Origin of the sequence: Pseudomonas sp. GZD-222, assembly GCF_049310525.1 — a bacterium.
Classification (GTDB): Bacteria; Pseudomonadota; Gammaproteobacteria; order Pseudomonadales; family Pseudomonadaceae; genus Aquipseudomonas.
This window is the reverse complement of record NZ_JBMOWO010000117.1, coordinates 1-20,230: the sequence shown is the minus strand read 5'-3', so window position 1 is coordinate 20,230 and position 20,230 is coordinate 1. Positions and strand designations below refer to the sequence as shown.

General features: G+C 61.7%; 20 protein-coding genes. 8 read left to right on the top strand and 12 right to left on the bottom strand.

All coding sequences use genetic code 11. The features are described from left to right. Window positions 1-83: 83 nt before the first annotated feature. The 4 genes from ACO6VD_RS22590 to ACO6VD_RS22575 all read right to left on the bottom strand — a co-directional run bounded on the left by ACO6VD_RS22590 (window position 84) and on the right by ACO6VD_RS22575 (window position 5,487). Window positions 84-1,733, bottom strand: a complete 1,650-nt coding sequence (locus ACO6VD_RS22590; RefSeq protein WP_422422228.1) for a cyclic peptide export ABC transporter — start codon at window positions 1,731-1,733, stop codon at window positions 84-86. 163 nt (window positions 1,734-1,896) lie between these two features. Then, window positions 1,897-2,811, bottom strand: a complete 915-nt coding sequence (locus tag ACO6VD_RS22585) for a formylglycine-generating enzyme family protein (RefSeq protein ID WP_422422227.1) — start codon at window positions 2,809-2,811, stop codon at window positions 1,897-1,899. Between the two features lie 35 nt (window positions 2,812-2,846). Next, window positions 2,847-4,127, bottom strand: a complete 1,281-nt coding sequence (locus ACO6VD_RS22580; protein ID WP_422422226.1) for an aminotransferase class V-fold PLP-dependent enzyme — start codon at window positions 4,125-4,127, stop codon at window positions 2,847-2,849. 10 nt (window positions 4,128-4,137) lie between these two features. After that, the gene (locus ACO6VD_RS22575; RefSeq protein WP_422422225.1) at window positions 4,138-5,487 is read right to left on the bottom strand and encodes a dipeptidase; all 1,350 of its coding nucleotides are present in this window, start codon (window positions 5,485-5,487) and stop codon (window positions 4,138-4,140) included. A 680-nt stretch (window positions 5,488-6,167) separates the two neighbouring features. On the opposite strand from ACO6VD_RS22575, the gene ACO6VD_RS22570 reads away from it, so the two are divergent. Continuing rightward, window positions 6,168-7,505 (top strand): lysine N(6)-hydroxylase/L-ornithine N(5)-oxygenase family protein, encoded by a 1,338-nt coding sequence (locus ACO6VD_RS22570; RefSeq protein WP_422422224.1) that lies wholly within the window; start codon window positions 6,168-6,170, stop codon window positions 7,503-7,505. 70 nt (window positions 7,506-7,575) lie between these two features. Here ACO6VD_RS22570 and pvdM read toward each other — a convergent pair whose 3' ends face one another. Next, a complete protein-coding gene (pvdM, locus tag ACO6VD_RS22565) occupies window positions 7,576-8,928 on the bottom strand; it encodes a pyoverdine-tailoring dipeptidase-like protein PvdM (RefSeq protein WP_422422223.1) in 1,353 nt (450 codons plus the stop codon). 224 nt (window positions 8,929-9,152) lie between these two features. On the opposite strand from pvdM, the gene ACO6VD_RS22560 reads away from it, so the two are divergent. Continuing rightward, on the top strand, window positions 9,153-9,551 hold the full coding sequence (locus ACO6VD_RS22560) for a hypothetical protein (RefSeq protein WP_422422222.1): 399 nt from the start codon (window positions 9,153-9,155) through the stop codon (window positions 9,549-9,551). A 44-nt stretch (window positions 9,552-9,595) separates the two neighbouring features. Here the strand turns inward: ACO6VD_RS22560 and pbpG are convergent, their stop codons facing one another. Continuing rightward, window positions 9,596-10,519: a D-alanyl-D-alanine endopeptidase gene (gene pbpG, locus ACO6VD_RS22555; protein ID WP_422422221.1), complete on the bottom strand. Its 924-nt coding sequence runs from the start codon at window positions 10,517-10,519 to the stop codon at window positions 9,596-9,598. A gap of 297 nt (window positions 10,520-10,816) precedes the next feature. Here pbpG and ykgO point away from each other — a divergent pair, with 297 nt between their 5' ends. Next, window positions 10,817-10,972, top strand: coding sequence for a type B 50S ribosomal protein L36 (gene ykgO / locus ACO6VD_RS22550; RefSeq protein WP_422422220.1), 156 nt, complete (start codon window positions 10,817-10,819; stop codon window positions 10,970-10,972). A 76-nt stretch (window positions 10,973-11,048) separates the two neighbouring features. Here the strand turns inward: ykgO and ACO6VD_RS22545 are convergent, their stop codons facing one another. Then, window positions 11,049-11,345 carry a hypothetical protein gene (locus tag ACO6VD_RS22545; protein WP_422422219.1) on the bottom strand — a complete coding sequence of 99 codons (297 nt, stop codon included), beginning with the start codon at window positions 11,343-11,345 and terminating at the stop codon, window positions 11,049-11,051. 237 nt (window positions 11,346-11,582) lie between these two features. Here ACO6VD_RS22545 and ACO6VD_RS22540 point away from each other — a divergent pair, with 237 nt between their 5' ends. Beyond that, a complete protein-coding gene (locus ACO6VD_RS22540) occupies window positions 11,583-13,019 on the top strand; it encodes an NAD(P)/FAD-dependent oxidoreductase (protein ID WP_422422218.1) in 1,437 nt (478 codons plus the stop codon). Between the two features lie 2 nt (window positions 13,020-13,021). Here the strand turns inward: ACO6VD_RS22540 and ACO6VD_RS22535 are convergent, their stop codons facing one another. Beyond that, window positions 13,022-13,204 (bottom strand): hypothetical protein, encoded by a 183-nt coding sequence (locus ACO6VD_RS22535; protein ID WP_422422217.1) that lies wholly within the window; start codon window positions 13,202-13,204, stop codon window positions 13,022-13,024. A 100-nt stretch (window positions 13,205-13,304) separates the two neighbouring features. Beyond that, window positions 13,305-13,667 carry a hypothetical protein gene (locus ACO6VD_RS22530; protein WP_422422216.1) on the bottom strand — a complete coding sequence of 121 codons (363 nt, stop codon included), beginning with the start codon at window positions 13,665-13,667 and terminating at the stop codon, window positions 13,305-13,307. A 158-nt stretch (window positions 13,668-13,825) separates the two neighbouring features. On the opposite strand from ACO6VD_RS22530, the gene ACO6VD_RS22525 reads away from it, so the two are divergent. Next, entirely contained in the window at window positions 13,826-14,644 is an 819-nt protein-coding gene (locus tag ACO6VD_RS22525) for a shikimate 5-dehydrogenase (RefSeq protein ID WP_422422215.1), read from the top strand. Between the two features lie 149 nt (window positions 14,645-14,793). On the opposite strand, the gene ACO6VD_RS22520 is transcribed toward ACO6VD_RS22525, so the two are convergent. After that, window positions 14,794-15,438: a YceH family protein gene (locus ACO6VD_RS22520; protein ID WP_422422214.1), complete on the bottom strand. Its 645-nt coding sequence runs from the start codon at window positions 15,436-15,438 to the stop codon at window positions 14,794-14,796. Between the two features lie 96 nt (window positions 15,439-15,534). After that, window positions 15,535-16,746 carry a serine/threonine transporter SstT gene (sstT, locus tag ACO6VD_RS22515; protein WP_422422213.1) on the bottom strand — a complete coding sequence of 404 codons (1,212 nt, stop codon included), beginning with the start codon at window positions 16,744-16,746 and terminating at the stop codon, window positions 15,535-15,537. 217 nt (window positions 16,747-16,963) lie between these two features. Between sstT and ACO6VD_RS22510 the strand changes: the two genes are divergently transcribed. Next, window positions 16,964-18,118 carry an MFS transporter gene (locus ACO6VD_RS22510; RefSeq protein ID WP_422422212.1) on the top strand — a complete coding sequence of 385 codons (1,155 nt, stop codon included), beginning with the start codon at window positions 16,964-16,966 and terminating at the stop codon, window positions 18,116-18,118. Here the strand turns inward: ACO6VD_RS22510 and nhaR are convergent. Next, entirely contained in the window at window positions 18,108-19,004 is an 897-nt protein-coding gene (gene nhaR / locus ACO6VD_RS22505) for a transcriptional activator NhaR (protein WP_422422211.1), read from the bottom strand. The genes ACO6VD_RS22510 and nhaR overlap by 11 nt on opposite strands. Window positions 19,005-19,139: 135 nt before the next feature. Between nhaR and ACO6VD_RS22500 the strand changes: the two genes are divergently transcribed. Together ACO6VD_RS22500 and ACO6VD_RS22495 are read left to right on the top strand one after the other, a co-directional pair. Then, on the top strand, window positions 19,140-19,379 hold the full coding sequence (locus ACO6VD_RS22500) for a hypothetical protein (RefSeq protein ID WP_400173621.1): 240 nt from the start codon (window positions 19,140-19,142) through the stop codon (window positions 19,377-19,379). 30 nt (window positions 19,380-19,409) lie between these two features. Continuing rightward, the gene (locus tag ACO6VD_RS22495; RefSeq protein ID WP_422422210.1) at window positions 19,410-20,159 is read left to right on the top strand and encodes a TerC family protein; all 750 of its coding nucleotides are present in this window, start codon (window positions 19,410-19,412) and stop codon (window positions 20,157-20,159) included. The last annotated feature ends 71 nt before the right edge of the window (window positions 20,160-20,230 follow it).

The following is a 20,230-nucleotide window of genomic DNA, read 5'->3' as shown; positions in this document are numbered from 1 at the left end:
GAATTGTGCGTTCTCAGAAAGACGAAGGACGACGAGACGGATTTACAGCTAAAGCGGCGAACGACGGGCGTTCGCCGCGTTTTTCAGGCGTAGCTGGGCTCAGTCACCACCTTGCCGGCCTGCATGCGCACCAGGTGGTCGGCGATGTCGAAATAGCGATCATCGTGGGAGATGACGATGATGGTCTTGCCCAAGCGTTTCAGGTCGGGCAGCAGCTCGGTATAGAACACCCGGCGGAAGGCCGGGTCCTGGTCGGCGGCCCATTCGTCGAAGACCAGCACCGGGCGTTCGTCCAGCCAGGCGCTGACCAGGGCCAGGCGCTTGCGTTGGCCGGTGGACAGGTCGGTGGTGGTGAAGGCGCCATCGCGCACGCTGACCTTGTGGGCGATCTCCAGGCGCTCCAGGTACTGGCCGGCGTCGGCCGGCAGGGTGCGGCCATCTTTCATCAGGTCTTCGAACAGGAAGTAGTCGGCGAAAATCGTCGTGAAGTGCTGGCGATAGTCGTCCAGGCCCTGGGCATCCACGGCTTTGCCGTTGACCAGTACTTGTCCCTGGTGCGGGGTGTAAAGGCCCAGCAGCAGCTTGATCAGGGTGGTTTTGCCGCAGCCGTTTTCACCGACGATGAACAGGATTTCGCCGGGCGCGATACTCAGGTTGACCGGTCCGAGGGTGAACGGATCGCTGCCGGGTACGGCCGGGAAGCTGTATTGCACGTTACGCAGTTCCAGGCGTTCCAACGCGGGCTGGGGGCTTGGCTCGGCGCTGAGCAGCAGGTGTGGCTCCGGTGAAGAGAAACGTTCGGCCAGGTCGGCAATGCGCCGGAAGGCTATCTGCGCGCGGCTGATGATCGGCAGGTTGCCGATCAGGCTTTCCAGCGGGCCTTTCATGTACAGCAGCACCAGCACGAAGCCGCTGATCACTGCCGGGTCATTGTTCGGCCACAGCGATTGCAGGGTCAGGGCCAGGCCGATAACCACGAAAAACAGCATCGAACCCAGGCTCTTGGCGATCACGAAGATATTGATCGCACGCACATGGGTGTCGCGGATGTGGTCGGCGGTGCCCTGAATATTGCGCGTCAGCATCGCATGTCGGCGCGGGCGGTGAATACGCAGTTCCTTGGCGCCTTCGGCAATCGCCTGGTAGTGCTTTTGCAGATCGTCCTCGGCCTCGCGGGCGGCGTTGAAACCGCGCAGGCCTTTGCTCTGGGCGACATACTGGATCGCCGAGCCGATGCCGATGGCGGTCAGGGTGAGAAAGAAGATCGGCAGCGACAGACTGGCCAGGTAGCCCAGGCAGCCGACCACCACAGTCAGGGAAATCGCCAGGGGGGCGAAGGAGAAGGCGAAGTCGCTGATGGTGTCGACGTCGTGGGTCAGCACCGGGATCAGGCGGTGGGTGCGGTAGCGTTCGATCTGCTCGATCGGCGCCGACAGCACCTTGGCCCCCAGCTCTTTGCGCAGCCGGGCGATGACATGCTGGCCGACATAATTGGTGCCGATGTCGGCGGCGATGCTGCTCACCAGGGCCACCACGCACAGGCCAATGAAGGCCAGGACGATGCCTTTGCTCATGCCGTCGGCGTTGTGCAGGCCCTGATTGACCGTGGCCAGCAGGGCGGTGACGGCCAGGCCGCCAAGGATGCCCAGAACAATGGAGGAAATCACCACCAGGCGATACGGCTTGAGCAGGCTCAAGAGTTCGCGGGTGGCGCTAGGCGATGCTGCGGTCATGAAGCTACCTCGTTCGCAACGGGCTGGGCGGTGTGGACTGGGCGCGCAATGCGGGCGACAGCCGTGTGTTGGAAGACGAGCCAGGCACGGGGCGATTTAGCGCCACCGGCCTGCGGGTGGCAGGGACGCGACAGCTGGCTGTCGGCCCCTGTCGGGGAAGCACTCAGAGTTCGCGTACTACACGAAAGCCGATCCAGTCGCCGCGGGTTTCCGGGCGGCGGTAGTTGCGGTTGCCCGAGCGCGAGAAGATCGGTGCTTCGGTCCAGTCATTGCCGCGGATCATGCGTACCACGCAGTCGCCTTGCTTCCACGCGCTGCCATCGCTGGGCGCACCTTCGTAGCCTTCGTTCTGGCAGTCGGCGGTCCATTCATAGACATTGCCATGGGCGTCGTAGATACCAAATGCGTTGGGTGCGTAGCTGCCGGCCGGGGCGAGGAAGCTGAAGCCGTCTTCCGGGCCATAGGTGTTGGCGTGCTTGGCGATGCTGTAGGCCTTGCCTTCGTCACGCGGGAACGGCTGCGGGCCGCTGCTGCCACCACGGGCGGCGTATTCACGCTCGGCTTCGCTGAGCAGTCGATAGTGTTTGCCGGTCTTTTTCGACAGCCAGGCGGCATAGGCTTCGGCTTCGTGGAAGTCCATGCACACGGCAGGGTAGCGGTTCTTGTCGCCCCGCTTGTATTCGTCGGTCAGCGCGTAGCGCGGCACCCCGGCCAGGCATTCGCGGCCAGGACGATCATCGCCATCGGGCATCCTGTAGCCGCTGTCCTTCAGGTAGGCGTTCCACTCGCCGCTGAGCACCTGAAAGCGGCTCACGGCGAAAGGCTTGGCGAATGTCACCGGGTGCATCGGGCCTTCGTCGGCCTCGCGCCCCTGTTCGTCCTCGGGCGTGCCCATGGTGAAGGTGCCAGCCGGTAGCACGACCAGTTCCGGGCAGTCCTTGCAGTCCTTGAACACCTCGCCCGGTTTGTGTTGCTCGCTGGCTTGAGTCAGGCCGGGCACCAGGCCGGCAAGCAGGGCGCCGAGGGCCAGACGGGCGATCAGGTTGCCGGTCGCGGTGCGGGGAGTCTGTGAATTCATCGGTCTCTCGATTCGCAGTAAGGGAAAAGGTGGCACTACACGGCCTTGGCCAGGATGGCCATGAAGCGCTCGATCTCGGCTTCGCTGTTGAGCAAGCCGGGGGCGGTACGCACCACCGGACCGACGTCACGGTTGACGGCATCGGCGACCACGCGCTGTTTCATCAGCTCGGCGGCCACCTTGTCGCTGTCCTTGCCCTTGACCCGGAAGAAGCTGAAGCCCGACGACAAGGCCGCGCTGGTCGGTGTCACCAGTTCAATCTGCGCCATGCTCTGCAGGCGCTGGCGCAGGTCGGCATTGAGCTGGTGGATGCGCGCCTGAACCTCGGCCTTGCCCAGTTGCAGGTGCAGTTCGAAGGCTTTGTCCAGCGCCCAGCGGTGCTCGAAAGCGTGGTAGCCGCCCGGGGTCATGCTGGTGGCAAAGTCGCTATCCTGGGAAAAGGTCGGCACCAGCGGGGTGACATCCTTGAGCTGTTCCGAACGCGCACAGATGATCCCGGTGCCGCGTGGGCCGAACATCCATTTGTGCGTGCCGGCGATGAAGAAGTCGCAGTGCATGTCGGGGAAGTCGAGGTTCTCCACGCCAAAGCCATGCACGCCATCGACGACGTAGAGAATGCGGTCCTTGTCGTCACGGTTGCGATTGTGCTCGGCCACCAGCGTGCCGATTTCACCGATGGGCAGTTTCACCCCGCTGCCGGAGTGCACCCAGGTCATGCCCAGCACGCGAGTATTGGTGCGAATGTTAGCGGCGATGTTGCCCAGCACTTCGTCAGCAGAGACGCTGTGCGGCGCCTTGAACAGGTCGATACGGCGGACCTGGGTGCCCTCACGTTCGGCGCGAAAGTTGAGCACGTGATGGGTCGAATAGTGTTCGTGACGGGTGGTGAGGATCTCCTGATCGGGGCGCACGTGGATGCCGCCATAGATCATCGCCAGGCCTTCGGTGGTACTGCCGGTCAGGGCGATCTGCGCGGGCTTGGCCTTGAGGTAGCGTCCGGCCCAGTTGCGTACTTCGGCTTCGCGCGTCCAGGTTTCTTCCAGGTCCCAGTCCATCGCCAAACCTGGATTGCGGTCGAGATTGGCGCGGTGCAGGGCAATCGCCTCGCGCACCGGTTTCGGGTGTGAGGTCACGAGAAAATTGGCGAAGTGAATGTAGCTGGGGTCCTGGTCGAACAGCTGGCGAAACTGGGCCCACTTGTCGCCGCTGGGCGCGGTTGGCGCGCTGGCCAGTGCAGCCGGGGCGAGGCTGCCGGCCAATGGCAGGGCGGCGGCCAGCAGCCCTGCCTGTTTCAGAAAGGTTCTACGGTCGGTCATGGGGAAGGCTTCATCGCGCGCTAAGGGTTTTGGAGGAGTGCTGGACCTGGGCCCAGGCCCTGAGGAAGTTGCCGCCCCAGAGCTTGCCGATATCGGCTTCGGAGTAACCGCGGGCGAGCAGTTCGGCAGTGACGTTGCGGATCTGGCTGACATCCTCGAAACCCTTGAGGCCGCCGCCGTCGTTGAAGTCCGAGCTGATGCCGACATGGTCGATGCCGATGGTCTTGACCACGTGATCGATGGCGTTGCCAAAATCGTTCAGGGTGGCCTTGGGTTCGTCGGCGAGGATGGCGTACAGGGCTTTGGCGTAGTCGCCGAAGCGCTGTTCCGGCCAGCTCGCAATCACCGGGTCGCCGGGCATCAAGGCCCAGGCCTGATTGGGCAGGGCGGGCAGGTCGAAACGCTGGCGCAATTGTTCGAGTTTGTCTCTGGTCGCCTGGCTGATCGGGCGCAGGTAATCACCGTAGGTCGGGATCATCACCACGCCACCGCTGTCGCGGATCAGGCGCAGTTCATCGTCGTCGAGGTTGCGCGGGATATCCACCAGCGCCCGCGGGCCGGAGTGCGAAGCCACCAACGGCGCGCGGCTGAGGGCGCTGACCTGGCGCAGGGCCTGGCTCGACATTTGCGAAACATCGATGATCACGCCAAGGTCGTTGAGTCGCCGCACCGCTTGCTGGCCGAGCGGTGAAAGACCGCCGAGGGCGTTGGCCGTGTCCTGGAAGAACGGCATCGGTCGCGAGGAGTCGGCCCAGGCGTTGTTGCCCACGTAGTTGAAACCGAACATGCGCAGGCCACGGGCCGCCCAGACGTCGAGCTGGTCGAGGTCGGTGCCCAGTGGGTAGGCATTGAGCATGCTGATGAAGATCGCGAACTTGCCTTCGCCTTGCAGCCTGCGGATGTCGTCGGGGCTATAGGCGATGGCGGCGCGCTCGGGGAAGTCACGGGCCATGTTGTTGATGATGCGGTAGCTGGCCTCCTGCTGGGCGCGTGCCAGCGCGACGAATTCGGGGCCGGGGCGGTGCGGCGCACCTTCGCCTTGCCAGATCGGCGGCCAGCCGAACACGGTCAACGCTGCGGCAGACAGGCCGCCACGCTGGAGTTTGGGTAAATCGAACTGGCCCTGGCTGTCGCCGTCCAGCGGATTGTGCTCAGCACCGAGGCTCAGCGGCACGCTGATGTGCCCGTCGAAGGTCAGCAGGCGTTGCTGCAGATCATTGGCCTGGCGGATCACGGCGAAACTGTAGCCGGGGTTGTCCCGGTAACCCTGGTCCCAGGCCCACCAGCCCGCGCCTGCGCCAAGCGCCAGAAGCACGGGCAGGCCGAAGCGCAGGGTGTTGTGCAAACGTCGTTGAGTCATTGCCTTCTCATGGTTCGCTGCTGTCTGGGGTGGACGAGCGCAGGGGCGAAAAATTTAGGTTCTTCATGGAATTGCGGGGGGGGATGATTCTGGGTTTTTGAGGGTGTGAGCTTATCCATTCGGTGTGGCGACGCTGCCGGCCCCTTCCGGGGCCACGCGGCCTACGACTTGCTGCGCCAAGTCTACGGCTCGCGTTCTTCGGCTACGCCGAAGGTGCTGCGCACCGGCCCCTACAGGCACCTCCACTCAGCCTCCTGAAGTCGCAGTTCGCGGCGTCTGTACTTGCGTGGATGAAGATCAAGATCAAATTCAAGATCAAGATCAGAAGCGGGCTTGCCCGCAAGGCTTCAATCTGGCTTCGCCAGATTTGATTTCGAAGATGCGTCAGCACAGGCGCCGCCGTGAAGGGCGGAAGGGGCCGGCAGCGTCGCCACATCAAATGAATAAGCTCGCATCCTGAAAAACCAACCCCAGGATCATAGTCCCCGGGATTCCACCAAAATTCAGCGTGTGACGCAGCGGGCACAGATCGATCCGCGTGGCCCCCACGCAAGCCTGGTTAAATTTTCCGCGATTGCTCTCGTTCCTAGTCAACAGACGACCTGCCGCCTCGCCAATGACCGACAGGGCTACTTTGTTTTCACCCCGACCATCGGGGGCTTATCTAGAGGACACTGGATATGACTCAGGCAATTGAATCGGCCGTCGTTCACGACTTGATCGGCATCGGCTTTGGCCCCTCGAACCTGGCCCTGGCCATCGCCCTGGAAGAGCGCGGACAACTACAGGGCCCGCTCGACACGCTGTTTCTGGACAAGCAGGCGGACTACCGCTGGCACGGCAACACCCTGGTCAGCCAGAGCGAACTGCAGATCTCCTTCCTCAAGGACCTGGTGACCCTGCGCAATCCGACCAGCCCTTACTCGTTCGTCAACTACCTCAAGCACCACGGCCGTCTGGTGGACTTCATCAACCTCGGCACCTTCTATCCATGCCGCATGGAGTTCAATGACTACCTGCGCTGGGTGGCTTCGCATTTCGAAGCCCATAGCCGCTACGGCGAAGAAGTGCTGCGGGTCGAGCCGGTGCTGAGCAATCAGCAGGTCGAGGCGCTGCGCGTGGTTTCCCGTGACGCGCAAGGGGTGGAAGTCGCCCGCACCACGCGCTCGCTGGTCCTCAGCCCCGGCGGTACGCCGCGCATCCCGGCAGTGTTCCAGGCGCTCAAGGGCGATGCCCGGGTGTTCCACCATTCCCAGTACCTGGCGCGCATGGCCAAGCAGGCCTGTGTCGACGGCAAGCCGATGCGCATCGCCATCGTTGGCGGTGGCCAGAGTGCGGCCGAGGCGTTCATCGATCTCAACGACAGCTACCCGTCGGTGCAGGTTGACCTGATCATCCGCGGCTCGGCGCTCAAGCCTGCCGACGACAGCCCGTTCGTCAACGAAGTGTTCTCGCCCGAGTTCACCGACCTGGTGTTCCAGCAGCCTGCCGCTGAGCGTGAGCGCCTGATCAACGAGTACCACAACACCAACTATTCGGTGGTGGACCTGGACCTGATCGAACGCATCTACGCGATCTTCTACCGGCAGAAAGTCTCGGGTGTGGCCCGTCATGCTTTTCATACCCTGACCACCCTGGAGCAGGCAAACGCTACCGCGCAGGGCGTGGAGCTGGTGATGCGCAACAACGCCAGCGGTGCAACCCAGGTGCAGGCTTATGACGCCGTGGTGCTGGCGACCGGCTACGAGCGGCAGATGCATCGCCAGTTGCTGGCGCCGATGGAAGCCTACCTGCGCAACTATGAAGTCGACCGCAGCTACCGCCTGCTGACCGACGAGCGCTGCAAGGCCAGCTTGTACATGCAGGGCTTCAGCCAGGCCAGCCACGGCTTGAGCGATACCTTGCTGTCGGTGCTGCCGATTCGTGCGGACGAGATTGCCGCTTCGCTATACGAGCAAACCCGGCTGCGCGGGCACAGCCGTGATGCCAAGGTGTCGCTGCTGGCTACCGCCAGCTGAAGGCACAACCGCTGGCAATGAAAAACGCCGCCCCGGTAGGACCGGGGCGGCGTTTTTATTGGCGCAGTCTTCAGGGCGTTACGCTGGCAACCGGCCCGGCGGCTGTTTGCACCTGCTCCCAGACCCGCAGGAAGTTGCCGGCCCACAGCTTGCCGATATCCGCTTCGGAGTAGCCACGGGTGAGCAGTTCGGCGGTGACGTTGCGGATTTCGCTGACATCCTTGAAACCGTCGACGCCACCGCCATCGTTGAAGTCCGAACTGATACCAACGTGGTCGATGCCGACTTTTTTCACCGTGTAGTCGATGGCGTCGACCAGGTCCTTGAGGCTGGCCTTGGGTTCCTCTTCGAGGATGCCGTAGAGGCTACCGGCGTATTCGCCGAAGCGTGCTTCTGGCCAGATGGCGATCACCGCATCACCGGGCATCAATGCGTTGGCCAGGCCTTGCAGCGGTTGCAGGTCGAACTTGGCGCGCAGCGCTTCAAGCTTGTCCAGGGTCGGCTTGCTCAGGGGCTTTAGGTAGGTGCCGAAGGCGACCACCTGGATGACCCCGCCACTGTTCTTGATCAGCTGCATTTCCTTGTCGCTGAGGTTGCGCGGGATGTCCACCAGCGCCCGCGGTGCCGAGTGCGAGGCGACCATCGGTGTACGGCTCAGGCGTGCGACGTCTTCCAGGGCCAGGGTCGACATCTGCGAGACATCGATGATCACCCCCAGATCATTCAGGCGTTTGACCGCCTGCTCGCCCAGCGGGGACAAACCGCCAAGGGCATCGGCGGTGTCGTTGAAGAACGGCAGCGGCCGCGAGGAGTCGGCCCAGTCGTTGTTGCCGGTGTAGCTGAAACCGAACATGCGCATGCCACGCGCGCTCCACAGGTCGAGCTGCGACAGGTCATGGCCGAGTGGGTAGGCGTTGAGCATGCTGATGAAAATGGCGAATTTGCCTTCGCTGTTCAGGCGCCGGAAATCCTCCGGGGTATAGGCGATACCGACCTGGTGGGGGAAGTCGCGCACCATGTTGCTGATGATCTGGTAGCGCACTTCCTGCTGGTGCCGTGCTTCATCGACAAAACCCGGGGTAGGGCGGTGCGGGGCATTGGGGCCGTTCCACAACTCCGGCCAGCCGAAGATGGTCAGCGCGGCGCCGGACAAACGACCTTTACCGATCTTGACCAGGTCGAGCTGGCCTGGACCATCTTTATCGATTTCGTTGTTGGCATTGCCCAGGGTCAGGGGCACGGTGACATGGCTGTCGAATGACAGCATGTGCTCATGCAGTGCGGTCGCTTGCTCGACGATCGGGCGCGGGTAGCCAGCGGGGCTGCGCTCATAGAAGTAGCCGGCGGCAGCGACGCCCACCGCCAGGGCCAGGGGCAGGCCGATATACAGGGCTTTGCGGGAACGGGATGTGGAAGTGGTCATTGCCATCTCAACGCTGGGCTGATCGGAACGGCTTGCCTGGCGCGCTGGCGTGCCTGGGGACAAAGCTCGGCTATCAGGAGGGACGAGCGGCGAAGGGGGAAATTTACGCGTGCACGGGAAGTTCAAGTTCTGCGGCGCAGGGCCGATACAAAGGCGAACCCATACATCGTCAGGATGATAAAAGCATGGTCGGCATCACTTCCGTATCAATCAATGGAAACCCTTTGAGCAGCGCGGCTGCCGGGGTTGCCAGCGTCAAGGTCGGCGTTCAGGACCCGGCCGCGAAAGAGGAGGGCACACTCAAGGTCAACCTGCCCGGCGTCGCCGACAGCAAGAAGGCTGAATCCAGCGAATCTGCCGAAAGCAGCGAGCCGGCCCACATCCAGCAACTGCGCCAGATGATCGAGCAACTGCAAAAGCAATTGGCTGAACAGCAGAAGCAGCTGCAGGCGATCATGGCCAGCAAGATGGAAGAAACCGCCAAGGCCACGGCAGTCGCTGGCGCGCAATCGGCGGTGAGTACCACCATGGGCGCGATCCAGTCAGCCACTGCGCAGTTGCTCAAGGCCCTGCTGGAAAGCGGCGGCAGCAGCGCTGGCAGCATGGTCAGCACCAGCGCCTGAGCGGCAACGGGCCTGTGGCGCGCAAGGCGCCCAGGCCCGCCTGGTCAGTCGACCACTGGGCGGTTCTGGCTGCGCTCGGACTTGTAGCGCATAGCTACTGCAGGCGCCGGCTTGGTGCTGCCGGTTTCCAGCCACTGACGCATGCGGCTGGCATCGGCGAAGTGGGTGTACTTGCCGAACGCATCGAGAATCACCATGGCCACCGGACGATTGTTCATCTTCGTCAACAGCACCAGGCAGTGCCCGGCGTCGTTGGTAAAGCCAGTCTTGGTCAGGTTGATGTCCCAGTTGCTCTTGTTGACCAGATGGTCGGTGTTGCGAAAGCCCAGGGTGTAGTTGGGCTTGCTGAACGCCACGGTCTTCTCGCGGGTGGTGCTCAACTGGCTCAGCAGCGGGTAATTGCGTGCCGCCAGCAGCAGCTTGCCCAGGTCGCGCGCGGTGGACACGTTGCTGGTCGACAGCCCGGTGGGCTCCACATAGCGCGTTTTAGTCATGCCCAAGGCCTTGGCCTTGGCGTTCATGGCCTTGATAAACGCGTTGTAGCCACCTGGATAGTTGTGCGCCAGGGTCGAGGCCGCGCGGTTTTCCGATGACATCAGGGTAATCAGCAGCGTCTCCCGACGGCTGAGCTGACTGCCCAGGCGCACGCGCGAATAAACCCCTTTCATCTCCTTGTTCTGGGCGATGGTCATGGTGAGCATCTCATCCATGTTCTGCTTGGCGTCGAGCACCACCATGCCGGTCATCAGCTTGGTTACCGAGGCAATCGGCACCACCCGGTCGGCATTGTTGGCGTAAAGCACCTTGTTGGTCTGCAAATCGATCAGCAGGGCGGCGCCGGAAGCCAGGTGCAATTTCGCCGGATCACGTTGTTCCTGGAGAGGGGGTTGCGCAGCAGCGGTCGTGGTGACAGTCGCGGTACCGGTGAGCAACAGCAGCAGGCTTAGGATGGATAGGGAAGTTTTCACGTCGAGGCTCACTAATAGTTGGTATGTCGTTGGCTGTGCAAGGGTTTTCCCCCAAAAAAACCGCTCGCATTCTGGAGTATGGCTCAGAGTCTGTCGATTGGCCTGTGATCATTGGGCCATACATGAACGAAATTTAATCCTGTACCGGTTCTGTACCGATTGGCTGCATTTCGAGCTTCTCCGGGGCGAGCGAATTTCGCAGCGTCAAAAGGGCTGGCGAAACAGGAGTTGGTAAATATTCTCACTTGCATTTATGATATGTTATTACGTATCAATTAATCGCAAGGAGCCTTACCCATGAAAGTGCTGTCCTCACTCAAAGAAGCCAAAAACCGTCATCGCGACTGTCAGATCGTGAAACGCCGAGGGCGGATCTACGTAATCTGCAAATCCAATCCGAAATTCAAAGCGCGTCAGGGTGGGGCGAAGAACAAGAACAAAGGGAAAGGTTGAGGCGGGCACGAAAAGCCCGGCGCGCGGCCGGGCTAACGGGCTGTTCTGCCACTCCCATGATGGAGCGGCAAGGGCGTCACTCGCCAGTATTGCTCACCTTGTTGACCTTGTAATCATCGGCGACCTGGGCGTTTGCATTAGCGCCTGAATGCATTGAGTCGGCAGAGGTTCTTCCGAGCGCCTCTACGTTCCCGCCGTTGACGTCAGAAGCGTCGACTTCTTCGACGACGGGTCCTGAGAGCGTTGTATATGTGGCCGAACCGGCTCCTTCTGTGCTGAATGAGCTTTGTGTGCTGGGTTCACCAGCGAACACCGAGAAGCACGCAGTCAACAGCAGTCCGGGTAGTAAAGCGTTCATCATTATTGGAGTCATTTTCAAACGCCTCCTTGTGAGTTGCACCGTTAAGAATGGACCCTGATCGCAAAACTGACTGACATCGTGACGGGCGGTCTCAGTGCGGCAGGTTTGTAAGTAATTGAATTAACGTTAGATTCGTGTTTTTAAGGTTGTTGGCGATACCGCTAAGGAAGAACAGTTCTGTTCCGGCGTACGGAACCAACTAGCCTGAGCCGATGGAGGCGTGTATTGCACCGTCGCAAGGGTGGCTCCATGAACAGCATGAGCATCACGACTGACTATCTGGTGATCGGCGCAGGGGCAACCGCGATGGCCTTCGTCGATACCTTGCTCGATGAATCGGATGCGAGTGTGCTGATGGTGGACCGACATGCTCAACCGGGTGGGCATTGGAATGATGCTTACCCGTTCGTCCGCTTGCACCAGCCGTCGGCCTTTTATGGCGTTAATTCCTGCGAGCTCGGCTCGGGTAAAAAAGACGACTCCGAGTGGGGCGGCGGTTTGTATGAACAGGCCTCAGGCACCGAGGTGGTCAGTTACTTCGATCAGGTGATGCGCCAGCGATTCGTGCCGTCGGGTCGGGTGCGTTACTTTCCCATGCACAACTACGAGGGTGATCGCAGCGAAAGTCATTGCATCACCTCCTTGCTCACGGGCGAAAGCAATCAAATCCAGGTCCGCAGGAAGTTGGTGGATGCGACGTTTGCGCAGACCGCTGTTCCTTCCACCCACGCACCCCATTACCGGGTAGCGTCGGACGTTCGCTGCATACCGCTGAATGACTTGCCAAAGGTCGCAAAACCTTACAAGCGCTACGTCGTGGTGGGGGGTGGAAAGACCGGGATCGATGCCTGTTTGTGGTTGCTGCAGAACGGTGTGGATCCCGACAGGATTCAATGGATCGTGCCGAATGCTGCCTGGCTGCTGGATCGCGCGAACATTCAACCTGGCCAGGAGAATCTGCTACGAACGATCGGCAGCCTGGTAAACCAGTTTGAAGCCATAGCAGCTGCAGAATCGATCCCGGATTTATTTAACCGCCTGGAAAGTTTCGGCGAACTGCTGCGCGTCGATACAAGTGTCGAACCCAGCGCTTTTCGCGCTGCGACGGTTTCACAGGGTGAGTTGCGTGCGTTACGGCGCATAAACAATACCGTGCGCCTGGGACGTGTACATGCGATTGAAACCAGCGGTGTGTCGCTCGAGAGGGGCAGCATTGCTGGCGATTCCGACGCCCTTTACATTGACTGCAGCGCCAGCGCTGTTCCGATTATTCCTGAGGGAAGTGTCAAAGTATTTGATGGCAAGCGTATCAATCTGGTGACCATCAGCAGTTATCAGCTCTTGTTCAGTGCCGCTTTCATCGCCTGTATCGAGAGCCACCTCGATGATCAGCTGCAGATGAACGCACTCTGTGGCGTTGTCCCGCCGCCCCGGGTACCGGAGGACTGGCTCAGAATGTGGGCCGTGTATCTCGCCAATCAGCGGCAGTGGAAGCACCAGCCCACGTTGTCCCCCTGGCTTGTGCAGTGCCACCTTCACCTGATGCCGACAGTGATGAAATGCGTGCAGGAGGGAGATCCTGAAAAGCTGGCCGTATTGAACCGCTTTACTGAGGTTCGAAAGAGGGCGCTGGACAATCTACCCAGGCTTTTGCAGGCGCTGGAAACGTTGCCTCAAAGGCCCTGAGTTCAGGCCCGCAGGCTGGCGCTCTGTAACTGGCTGGCCAGGGTCTGGGCTGCAGGCAGCGAAGTCAGTGGTCCAGAAACCGCTTCTCCGTCGCGTACCACGTACCAGCATGCCAGTAGTCCCAGCTCCCTGAGTGAGGTGGGGACGGCGCTGCCGATGACGGACATGATGCTGATAGGGGCCATGGGGGTTCTCCTGTAATTCATGGGCCTACCTTACGTGGCGCAACGGGCCGGTTGAAATCAACCGGCTCGATAGTGCACATCACTGTCATCGACCCGGCGCTTACCAGCGCGGTGGGCCGTAATAGACCGGAGGTGGTCCGTAGTAGCGTTCGCGGTAATAGGGCGGTGGTACTGGTACGTAGCGTTCGACCACCGGGTAGGGTTGGTAATAGACCGGTGGTGGCGGCGCCTGGTAATACCCCGGAGGAGGACCGTAGTAGAGCGGTTGACGTTCGACATACACCGTACGGTCGCGGCCGCCATACAGTGCCGAGCCGACCACTGCACCGACCACTGCTGCGCCGATCACCGGTCCATACCAGCCATTGCCACCACCATGATGACCGCCGCCATGGGCAGCGGCTTGCGTGCTGGCGGCCAGGGCACCGACCAGTAGGGCGATTGTCGGGAGATGACGGTTCATTGCGGATTCCTCACAGAGCAACCCCAGGGCTTACCTCTCTATAAGACTGCGGGAACCGTCGGCTGCACAGTGCGTCTGAGTAAAGGTTTTGTAAGCGCCGATCAACGGTAAGCGCGGCGCCTGTGCATAATGCCGAACCGATCGCAAAGGAGCATCAAATGGCCCATATTCCTGGCAAGGACACCGTCCTGTGCATCTCCCTGGCCGGTCGTCCCGGTACCTTTGGTGTACGGTTTCACAACCACCTGTACCAACAGTTGGGCCTGGATTTTTACTACAAGGCCATGACTACCACGGACCTGCCCGCAGCCGTCGGCGGTATTCGCGCCTTGGGCATTCGCGGTTGTGGTGTGTCGATGCCGTACAAGGAAGCCTGCATGGCGCTGGTCGATGAGATCGACCCGTCTGCAGCCGCGATTGAATCGATCAATACCATCGTCAATGACGCAGGAAGGCTCAAGGCCTACAATACCGACTACCTGGCCATACGCCAGTTGCTGGAGCAACATCGCGTAGACCCGAACACAGCGTTTGCCCTACGCGGCAGCGGCGGCATGGCCAAGGCGGTGGCTAGCGCCTTGCGTGATGCCGGGTTCAGCCAGGGCATCATCGTTGCCCGCAATGAACAGGCAGGTCGCCAGTTGGCTGATAGTTGCGGCTATCGCTGGCAGGCTGAGCTGGGTGATCTGTGCCCGCCGATGCTGGTCAACGTCACGCCGATCGGTATGGTCGGTGGGGTCGAGGCCGATCAGTTGGCGTTCAGCCGCGAAGCGATTGCTGCGGCGCAGCTGGTGTTTGATGTGGTGGCGATGCCGGCGCATACGCCGCTGATCATCGAGGCGGAAAAGCACGGCAAGGCGGTGATCACCGGGCTTGAGGTGATTGCCTTGCAGGCGCTGGAGCAGTTTGTCTTGTACACCGGCGTGCGGCCAACGGCTGCGCAGGTGGCGCAGGCGGTGGCGTACGCCCGAGGGTAGGGAAAGCGTTTAACTGCGGGATTCACCGAGCCGCCTGTAGGAGCGGATTCACCGGGACGCCGGAACGCCGCGATGGGGCGCATCGCGGCCCCAAACGATGGGCCTGCTACGCAGTCCATCGCGGATAAATCCGCTCCTACAGAAAGGGTTTATTCCAGTGCCGCCAGGCGCTCTTCCAGCGCGGCAATCCGCGCCTCCAGCGCCTCGATGCGCTCCAGCGATACCGCGCCGCCGCCACTGCGCTCCGGTCCTTGCTGGCGCGCCGCCAGAATCGCTTCGATCTCCGCCGGGTCACCCAGGGCATGGGTATAGCGGTCTTCACGCTGCCCGGCCTGGCGCGGCAGGTGCAAGGCAAAACCACGGGCGATCAGGCGTTCAAGCTGATGCACGACCTGCTCGGCGTCTTCGAAATCATGCATGCGGTTGCTGCGGGTCAGCAGTTCGTTGACCGTCTGCGGGCCGCGCAGGAACATCAGGCCGAGCAGGGTGACCTGCGCCGGCACCAGCTCCAGCGCTTTGTCCACGCGCTGCTCCCAGCGGTCGGCGCGGCTGCCCATCTGCAGACGGGTCAGGCCCTGGCCTTCAAGGGCACGCAAGGCCTGGCCGACCTGGCCCTGGCTGAGGTTCGTCACCGGTTCACGGCTGGTCTTCTGGTTGCAGGCCAGGACCAGGGCGTTCAAGGTCAGCGGGTAGGTTTCCGGGCTGGTGGCCTGTTTTTCGATCAGCGCGCCGAGAACGCGGACCTCGGTGCTGTTGAAGCGGGCTTCGGAAGGGGATTCGTGATCGTCGGACATGGCCCTGTCTCTATGCGAAGAAAGGCCTCTAGCCTAGGTGCGCGACAGGGTAAAACACAAGCAGCCGGTGCAGGACGCACCGGCTGCGGGTCGGGCTCAGGCGCTACGGCGCTCTTCGGCCATGCATGCGGCAGCGGTGAACAGCACGTCGGTGGAGGAGTTCAGCGCGGTTTCCGCCGAGTCCTGCAGTACGCCGATGATGAAGCCGACTGCCACCACCTGCATGGCGATTTCACTCGGAATGCCGAACAGGCTGCAGGCCAGCGGGATCAGCAGCAACGAACCACCGGCCACACCCGAGGCGCCACAGGCGCACACGGCGGCGACGACGCTGAGGAGGATGGCGGTAGGAATGTCGACGGCGATGCCCAGGGTATGCACAGCGGCCAGGGTCAGTACGGTGATGGTGATCGCCGCGCCGGCCATGTTGATGGTCGCACCCAGCGGGATCGATACCGAGTAGGTGTCTTCATGCAGGCCCAGGCGCTCGCTCAAGGCCATGTTGACCGGAATGTTGGCCGCCGAGCTGCGGGTGAAGAAGGCGGTAATGCCGCTTTCGCGCAGGCACAGGAGGACCAGCGGGAACGGGTTGCGGCGAATTTTCCAGAACACGATCAGCGGGTTGACCACCAACGCAACGAACAGCATGCAGCCAATCAGCACCGCCAGCAGGTGCAGGTAGCCGAGCAGGGCATCGAGGCCCGATTGCGCCAGGGTCGAGGCGACCAGGCCGAAAATACCCAGCGGAGCGAAGCGGATCACCACACGCACGATCAGGGTAACGCCGTTGGACAGGTCCTCGACCACGGTGCGGGTGGTTTGCCCGGCGTGACGAATGGCCACACCCAGGCCGATGGCCCAGGCCAGGATGCCGATGAAGTTGGCGTTCATCAGCGCGCTGACCGGGTTGTCGACCACGCTCAGGAGCAGGCTCTGCAGCACTTCAGAGATGCCGCCGGGGGCGCTCAGGGCCACGTCCGAGGTGCTCAGGGCCAGGCTCGACGGGAAGGCCATGCTGGCGACCACCGCAACTACGGCCGCAGCGAAAGTACCGAACAGGTACAGCACCAGGATCGGGCGGATATGGGTTTCGGTGCCGTGTTTATGGTTGGCAATAGACGCCATGACCAGGATGAACACCAGGATCGGCGCCACGGCTTTCAACGCGGAAACGAACACCTTGCCGATGAAGCCCAGGTCCAGAGCGACCTCGGGGGCGATCAAGGCCAGCGCGATACCGGCCACCAGGCCGATCATGATCTGTACGACCAGACTGGTACGGTTCAACAGTTTTAGAACAGGTGTCATGTTGGGTGTTTCTCAGTCTTGTAGTGGGGCAGCCGGCCCGTTGCGACGCCGGGAAATTCAGGGGCGTCAGGCGATCAAGGCCATGAAAGGGGCGCGACTTTAGCACAGCGAGGCACAATGGGTGATTGCGCTGTGTCAGTCAGCAGGGCAGAGGTGTAGTATCCGCGCCCCTTGGAAACGGCTCAGCGCCGTAAATGTTTAAAACGCTGGAGTGTAGATGTTACTGCCGATTCTGTTGCTGGCTGCGGCCGGCTTCACTGTACTGACCACCGAGTTCGTGATTGTCGGCCTGTTGCCGGGAATTGCCCGGGATCTTGCGGTCAGTGTGCCCCAGGCCGGGCTGTTGGTGACCTTGTTTGCCTTCACCGTGGCCTGTTTCGGCCCGTTTCTCACCGCCTGGTGCGCGCGCTTTAATCGCAAGCGCCTGTTTGTCGGCATCCTTTTGTTGTTCGCTGCCTGCAACGTCCTCGCGGCCATCGCCCCGAACATCTATGTCATGGGCCTCGCGCGGCTGCTGCCGGCGCTGGGTTTGCCGGTGTTCTGGGCGCTGGCCAGTGAAACTGCGGTCGACATCGTCGGGCCGGCCTATGCCGGGCGGGCTATTTCCAAGATCAGCTTCGGCGTGGTGTGTGCCACGGTGTTCGGTATTCCGGTCGGTACCCTGGTGGGCGATGCGCTGGGCTGGCGCGCGGCGTTCGCCTTGCTGGCCGTGCTGGCACTGGCCAAGGCGCTGTTGCTGCACCTGTACCTGCCACACACGCCACGGCATAACCAGGCCACCTCGTTGCGCGGGCAGTTCGGGATCTTGCGCAGCCGCTTGTTGCAGGGCCATGTGCTGCTTTCGGTGCTGGTGTTCAGCGGCATGTTCACCGTTTATACCTACCTGGCCGATATCCTTGAGCGCCTGGCCGGTTTCGATGGCGCGCGGGTGGGTTGGTACCTGATGGGGTTTGGCGCGGTGGGACTGATCGGCAACAGTCTGGGCGGCCGTGCCGTAGACCGTCATCCGCTGCTGGCCTCTGCCGGGTTCTGCGCGTTGATGCTGGTGGGCCTGATTGCTCTGGTGCCGAGCATTCATTCCACCTATGGCCTGATCAGTGCGCTAGCGATCTGGGGGGCAACCCAGGCGGCGCTGTTTCTGGTCAGCCATGTGCGCCTGATCAAGGCCGCGCCCCAGGCTCCAGCCTTTGCCGCTTCGCTGAACATTGCCGGGGGCAATCTGGGGATTGGCCTGGGCGCAATGATTGGCGGCCGGGTGATCGACACCCTGGGCCTGAGCAGCCTCGGCTACGCCGCCGCGCTGCTCATCGGTGTTTCGGTGGTACTGGCGTTGGTGCTAATGCGCATGCGCGACACCCGCATTACCAGTTGAACAACTGGCGGCGGGCCCCTTCGGTAATGGCGAGGATGCCGGGGTGCTTGACCTTGCGTTCCACCGAGATGGCATAGAACGACTCGATCACCGCGTCGGTCTGGCCGATCAATTCGACGCCATATTGCCTGCAGACTTCATCGGCAATCACGCTGGGGCCGATAAAAATACCGCTGCCGGATTGCCCAAAGGCCTGCATCAAGGCGCTGTCGTCGAACTCGCCGACAATCCGTGGCTGGATCTGCTGCTCGGCGAACCAGCGCAACAAACGGCTGCGAACTACGGTTTCCTGGCCGGGAATCAGCAGCGGGGCATGTTGCAGGCAGGCCGGAAAGTCCTCGCCCAGCTCATCCGCCAGGGCCGGGGTGGCGAAAAAGCTGATGCCGCATTCCCCCAGGCGCTGGCTGTAGCCCTTGATGTCCAGGTGGCTGGGCATGGGGCTGTCGGAGATAACCAGGTCCAGGCGCTGGATCGCCAGGTCGGCCAGCAGGCGTTCGAGCTTGTCTTCGCGACAGCTCAGGCGCAGGGCGTCTTCCATTTCCATGGTCGGCGCCAGCAGGCGATAGACGATGGACTTGGGCACCACATCGGCGACCCCGACGCGAAACAGAATCTGCTGCTCATCCGGGCGCGCGCGCAGCATGGCCTCAAGTTCACCACCAATCTGGAACATCTGCTCGGCATAGGTCAGCGCCTGGCGACCGCTTTCCGTCAATTCCAGCTGCCGTCCGACCCGGCGAAACAGCTCGATGCCGTAGGTCTGTTCGAGCAGGCTGATCTGCCCGCTGATGGTCTGCGGCGTCAGGTTCAGTTGCTCGCCCGCGCGCACGATGCTGCCGGTGCGGGCCACCACCCAGAAGTAATGCAACTGACGGTAGTTGAGCATGTCAGGTCCCGATTCGTAAAAACCGAAGTATAACCGCTGAAAATACGAATTTTCCTGATGTATCTAGATATTTAGAATCCCCAGCCATCACGGTGCCACTGAGTGGGCGCTGATCATCGACACGGAGAACTTCACATGATGTACCTGAAATCCATCGGAACACCCCTGGTGTTACTGTTGGCCCTGTTTGCCATGAGCGGTTGCGAGCAGGCGGAAAAATCCGCCCAGCAAATGCTCAACCAGGCAGCGGAATCGGCCAAGCAAGCGATCGACCAAACCAACGAAGCCGCTCAAGAAGCCCTGAGCGAAGCCACCGGCTCTGACAGCGCCAAGGCCGACAAGCCGGCCAGCGATGACAGCGCCAAAGAAATCTGACCCACCCTTACCTTGATGCAGGATTGATTCATGGAATACTTGTTGGAACTCGCTGCAAGCCCGACCGCCTGGGTAGCCCTGGCCACCCTGGTGGCCATGGAGATCGTGCTCGGCATCGATAACCTGATCTTCATCTCCATCCTGACCAACAAGTTGCCCGAGGAATTCCGCTCCAAGGCGCGTCGTATCGGTATCAGCATGGCGCTGGTCATGCGCCTGGGTCTGCTCAGCACCATCGCCTGGATCGTGCAGCTGACCGAGCCGGTCATCGATGTGTTCGGCCATGCCTTCTCGTGGAAGGACATGATCCTGATTGCCGGTGGTCTGTTCCTGCTGTGGAAGGCGACGACTGAGATCCACGAGAGCGTCGACCCGCGGGCCAAGGAAGAAAGCAAAGCGTCCTCGACTATCACCCTGGGCTTTGCCGCTGCTATTGGTCAGATCCTGCTGCTGGACATCGTCTTCTCGATCGACAGCATCATTACCGCTGTGGGCATGACCGAGCACTTGCCGATCATGATCATTGCCGTGGTGAGTGCCGTAATCGTGATGCTGGTGGCCGCCGACCCGCTGGCCAAGTTCATCAACGACAACCCGACCGTGGTGATGCTGGCCCTGGGCTTCCTGATCATGATCGGTATGACCCTGATCGCCGAAGGCTTTGGCGCCCACGTACCGAAAGGTTATGTGTATGCAGCGATGGCGTTCTCTACCGCGATCGAAGCGCTGAACATCATGTCGCGCCGGGCGCGGCTCAAGCGCGAAGCGGCTGAAGGCTGATGCAAGTCGCGGGGGGGGGAGGGAGGAAAACAAAGAGGGGCCCGGGGAGGGGGTCGTACGCGGCGGAGTCT

Excerpts from the sequence above, each read along its gene's own strand:
- ACO6VD_RS22590 (WP_422422228.1), bottom strand. The coding sequence starts at position 1,733 with ATGACCGCAGCATCGCCTAGCGCCACCCGCGAACTCTTGAGCCTGCTC.
- ACO6VD_RS22585 (WP_422422227.1), bottom strand. The coding sequence starts at position 2,811 with ATGAATTCACAGACTCCCCGCACCGCGACCGGCAACCTGATCGCCCGT.
- ACO6VD_RS22580 (WP_422422226.1), bottom strand. The coding sequence starts at position 4,127 with ATGACCGACCGTAGAACCTTTCTGAAACAGGCAGGGCTGCTGGCCGCC.
- ACO6VD_RS22575 (WP_422422225.1), bottom strand. The coding sequence starts at position 5,487 with ATGACTCAACGACGTTTGCACAACACCCTGCGCTTCGGCCTGCCCGTG.
- ACO6VD_RS22570 (WP_422422224.1), top strand. The coding sequence starts at position 6,168 with ATGACTCAGGCAATTGAATCGGCCGTCGTTCACGACTTGATCGGCATC.
- pvdM (WP_422422223.1), bottom strand. The coding sequence starts at position 8,928 with ATGACCACTTCCACATCCCGTTCCCGCAAAGCCCTGTATATCGGCCTG.
- ykgO (WP_422422220.1), top strand. The coding sequence starts at position 10,817 with ATGAAAGTGCTGTCCTCACTCAAAGAAGCCAAAAACCGTCATCGCGAC.
- ACO6VD_RS22545 (WP_422422219.1), bottom strand. The coding sequence starts at position 11,345 with ATGACTCCAATAATGATGAACGCTTTACTACCCGGACTGCTGTTGACT.
- ACO6VD_RS22540 (WP_422422218.1), top strand. The coding sequence starts at position 11,583 with ATGAACAGCATGAGCATCACGACTGACTATCTGGTGATCGGCGCAGGG.
- ACO6VD_RS22535 (WP_422422217.1), bottom strand. The coding sequence starts at position 13,204 with ATGGCCCCTATCAGCATCATGTCCGTCATCGGCAGCGCCGTCCCCACC.
- ACO6VD_RS22530 (WP_422422216.1), bottom strand. The coding sequence starts at position 13,667 with ATGAACCGTCATCTCCCGACAATCGCCCTACTGGTCGGTGCCCTGGCC.
- ACO6VD_RS22525 (WP_422422215.1), top strand. The coding sequence starts at position 13,826 with ATGGCCCATATTCCTGGCAAGGACACCGTCCTGTGCATCTCCCTGGCC.
- ACO6VD_RS22520 (WP_422422214.1), bottom strand. The coding sequence starts at position 15,438 with ATGTCCGACGATCACGAATCCCCTTCCGAAGCCCGCTTCAACAGCACC.
- sstT (WP_422422213.1), bottom strand. The coding sequence starts at position 16,746 with ATGACACCTGTTCTAAAACTGTTGAACCGTACCAGTCTGGTCGTACAG.
- ACO6VD_RS22510 (WP_422422212.1), top strand. The coding sequence starts at position 16,964 with ATGTTACTGCCGATTCTGTTGCTGGCTGCGGCCGGCTTCACTGTACTG.
- nhaR (WP_422422211.1), bottom strand. The coding sequence starts at position 19,004 with ATGCTCAACTACCGTCAGTTGCATTACTTCTGGGTGGTGGCCCGCACC.
- ACO6VD_RS22500 (WP_400173621.1), top strand. The coding sequence starts at position 19,140 with ATGATGTACCTGAAATCCATCGGAACACCCCTGGTGTTACTGTTGGCC.
- ACO6VD_RS22495 (WP_422422210.1), top strand. The coding sequence starts at position 19,410 with ATGGAATACTTGTTGGAACTCGCTGCAAGCCCGACCGCCTGGGTAGCC.